Source organism: Streptomyces durocortorensis (assembly GCF_016901035.1).
Classification (GTDB): domain Bacteria; phylum Actinomycetota; class Actinomycetes; order Streptomycetales; family Streptomycetaceae; genus Streptomyces; species Streptomyces durocortorensis.
Genome location: NZ_JAFEUF010000433.1, coordinates 1 through 2827, shown reverse-complemented (window position 1 = coordinate 2827; position 2827 = coordinate 1). Strand labels below are relative to the sequence as shown.

Annotated in this window: 4 protein-coding genes; 3 read left to right on the top strand and 1 reads right to left on the bottom strand. The window is 72.2% G+C overall.

Annotated elements, in window-relative coordinates; all coding sequences use genetic code 11:
• On the bottom strand, nt 1-812 hold an 812-nt coding region (locus tag JS521_RS35055; RefSeq protein ID WP_205086900.1), incomplete at its 3' end, for a sensor histidine kinase.
• A 242-nt stretch (nt 813-1054) separates the two neighbouring features.
• Here JS521_RS35055 and JS521_RS35050 point away from each other — a divergent pair.
• The 3 genes from JS521_RS35050 to JS521_RS35040 all read left to right on the top strand — a co-directional run.
• Entirely contained in the window at nt 1055-1480 is a 426-nt protein-coding gene (locus JS521_RS35050; protein WP_205086901.1) for an NADH-quinone oxidoreductase subunit A, read from the top strand.
• Complete coding sequence (locus JS521_RS35045; protein ID WP_205086899.1) at nt 1471-2169, top strand: NADH-quinone oxidoreductase subunit B; 699 nt, start codon at nt 1471-1473, stop codon at nt 2167-2169. The genes JS521_RS35050 and JS521_RS35045 overlap by 10 nt, the downstream gene beginning before the upstream one ends.
• On the top strand, nt 2166-2827 hold a 662-nt coding region (locus JS521_RS35040), incomplete at its 3' end, for an NADH-quinone oxidoreductase subunit C (RefSeq protein WP_205086898.1). The genes JS521_RS35045 and JS521_RS35040, both read left to right, overlap by 4 nt.

Here is a 2827-nt window from a genome sequence, read left to right as displayed (position 1 = left end):
GCGTCCAGGCCCCGGTCGGTGAGGACGGCGGGGTGGATGCCGCGGGCCAGGTCGCGCAGCTCCTGAAGGGCCACCTTGATCTCGCCGTGGGCCTCGTCGACCATGCGGGCGGCGGCTTCGGGGTCGTCGGTGAGCTTCTCCTTCGCCAGACCGAGCCCCATGGCGAGGGCGACCAGGCGGGCCTGGGCGCCGTCGTGGAGGTCGCGTTCGATCCGGCGGAGGTCGGCGGCGGCGGTGTCCACGACCACGCCCCGGTCCGACTCCAGCTCGGCGATGCGCCGCTCCAGCTCGTCCGACGGAGACAGCAGCCCGCGCGCCATCGCCCGGTCCACCGCCGTCAGCCCCCGCGCGATGAACGGCAGCACCGGCCACAGGACGAACAGGCTCACCAGCGTCACCGCGAACGTCAGCACGCCCCACGGCAGTCGGACGAACCCGTACAACAACGCCCGCCAGCCCACCGGGTCCTTCAGCCCTGCCCAGAGCCGGACGAAGAACCCCTCATCCCGGTGGCCGCGCCCCAGCGGACTCGGCTCCTCCACCCGTACACCGAGCATCCACCGCGCCCGCCGCCGCTCCAGCCGGGCCAGCAGCCGAGCGCCCTGGAGTCCGCCGACCAGGAGCGGCAGACCGATCACGGTGACGGACAGCCCGGCGCCCACGCTGAGCACCACGACCGTGTAGACGAACCCGACGACGGCCACCGGCAGGTTGGCCAGCAGATACGCGATCTCCCGCCAGGTCCACCGGTCGAGGGCGAAACGGGCGGGCGGCGGCCGGTCGGGGTCCGGCACGGAAGGGCTCATGGTCATACCCACAGCCTGCCGGGCCGCACCCCCGCGCACCATGGGGCTCATGGGTGGGGTGAAGTAGGGATAACCCCACCTGATGCCCGACGCGGCTGCTTACGCTCCGTTTAGCAGGCCCTAGACTCCCGTGCGTACAGAACCCGTGCGTTCAGAACAGGCACGTGGGACAGACGCTGACGAAGAGGGAGCGAGGGGCGGACGTGGCCGACGTTACGGACGTGACCGGCGTGGTGGATGCGGCGGGCATGACCGGCGTGTCCGGCGGCTCCGGCGTTCCGGTGGACGGACCCACCGCACTCGCCTCCGCGTACTTCCAGAGCTACTCGGTCATCGGCCTCCTCGCCCTGGTCGGCGTCCTGTTCGTCGCCGTGGCCTTCGGAGCCGGGCGGCTGCTGCGCCCCGTCGTCCCCACCCCCGAGAAGCTCCTCACCTACGAATGCGGCGTCGACCCGGTCGGCGAGGGCTGGGCGCACACCCAGGTCCGCTACTACGTCTACGCGTTCCTGTACGTGATCTTCGCCGTCGACTCCATCTTCCTGTTCCCGTGGGCCACGGTGTTCGCGGCGCCCGGATACGGCGCGACGACCCTGGTCGAAATGTTCATCTTCCTCGGCTTCCTGGCCGTGGGACTGCTCTACGCATGGAAGAAGGGCGTCCTCGCATGGGCCTGACGAGCCGGCCGACCCCTGCCCCCGAGTCGCAGCAGCCCGCGCCCCCGCCCCCGTCACCGTCCGCATCCCCGTCCGATCCGGTGCTCCTCCCCGAGCCCAAACGCCTCGGCGTGCTCTCCCGGCTCGCCCCGGAGCCGATGAAGGTCGTCCTCAACTGGGGCCGCCGCTACAGCCTCTGGGTCTTCAACTTCGGACTCGCCTGCTGCGCCATCGAGTTCATCGCCGCGTCCATGGCGCGCCACGACTTCATCCGGCTCGGCGTGATCCCGTTCGCCCCCGGGCCCCGTCAGGCCGACCTCATGATCGTGTCCGGCACGGTGACGGACAAGATGGCCCCGGCCGTCAAGCGGCTGTACGAGCAGATGCCCGAACCGAAGTACGTCATCTCCTTCGGCGCCTGCTCCAACTGCGGCGGCCCCTACTGGGACTCGTACTCCGTGACCAAGGGCGTCGACCAGATCATCCCCGTCGACGTGTACGTCCCCGGCTGCCCGCCCCGGCCCGAGGCACTGCTCCAGGGCATCCTCAAGCTCCAGGAGAAGATCGCACGCGAGTCGCTCGCCGAGCGGTACGCCACCGGGGCGACGGGCGGCGGCCCGTCCACCGAGGCCCTGCGCAGCGGCCTGGTCGCCGCGCCTGCAGCGGCCCCCGCAGCGGCTCCGGAACCGGACGGGGAGGGGCAGCGATGAGCGACCACGACCGACCCGCGCAATCCGCGGCCGAGGCCGCCGAGGCCTACGACCGACTGCCGGACGCCGTCACCGACCTGTTCGGCGACGAGGCCACGGCGGAGTCGGCGTACGACCTGCTGACCGTCGACGTCCCCGCCGCCGCCTGGCTCACCGCGCTGCGGACCGCCCGCGACGAACTCGGATGCACCTACTTCGACTGGCTCAGCGCCGTGGACGAACCGGGCGTCGGCTTCCGCGTCTGCGCCCATGTCGCGGCCCTGGGCACGGGTACGGTGCGGCGGCTGATGGTACGGACGACCGTGCCGCACGACGCGGCGGTCCTGCCCAGCGCCATCGACGTGTACGCGGGCGCGGCGTGGCACGAGCGCGAGACGCACGAGATGTTCGGCGTCGCGTTCGACGGCCACCCCCATCTCGTACCGCTGCTCCTGCCGGAAGGCTTCGAGGGCCACCCGCTGCGCAAGGACTTCGTCCTTGCCGCACGCGTCGCCAAGGCCTGGCCCGGGGCGAAGGAACCGGGGGAGCCGGCGGAGGGCCACACCGGCCCCAAGCGCCGCGCGATGCTCCCGCTCGGCGTCCCCGACCCGAACGAATGGGGCCCCCTGAAGGGGCAACTCCCCCCGGCCGCAGCCCGCCCGGCCCGAGCCGCCCGTGC

Bases quoted from the DNA above. Each gene is read 5' to 3' on its own strand.
- JS521_RS35050 (WP_205086901.1), top strand. From the start codon at position 1,055: ATGACCGGCGTGTCCGGCGGCTCCGGCGTTCCGGTGGACGGACCCACC.
- JS521_RS35045 (WP_205086899.1), top strand. From the start codon at position 1,471: ATGGGCCTGACGAGCCGGCCGACCCCTGCCCCCGAGTCGCAGCAGCCC.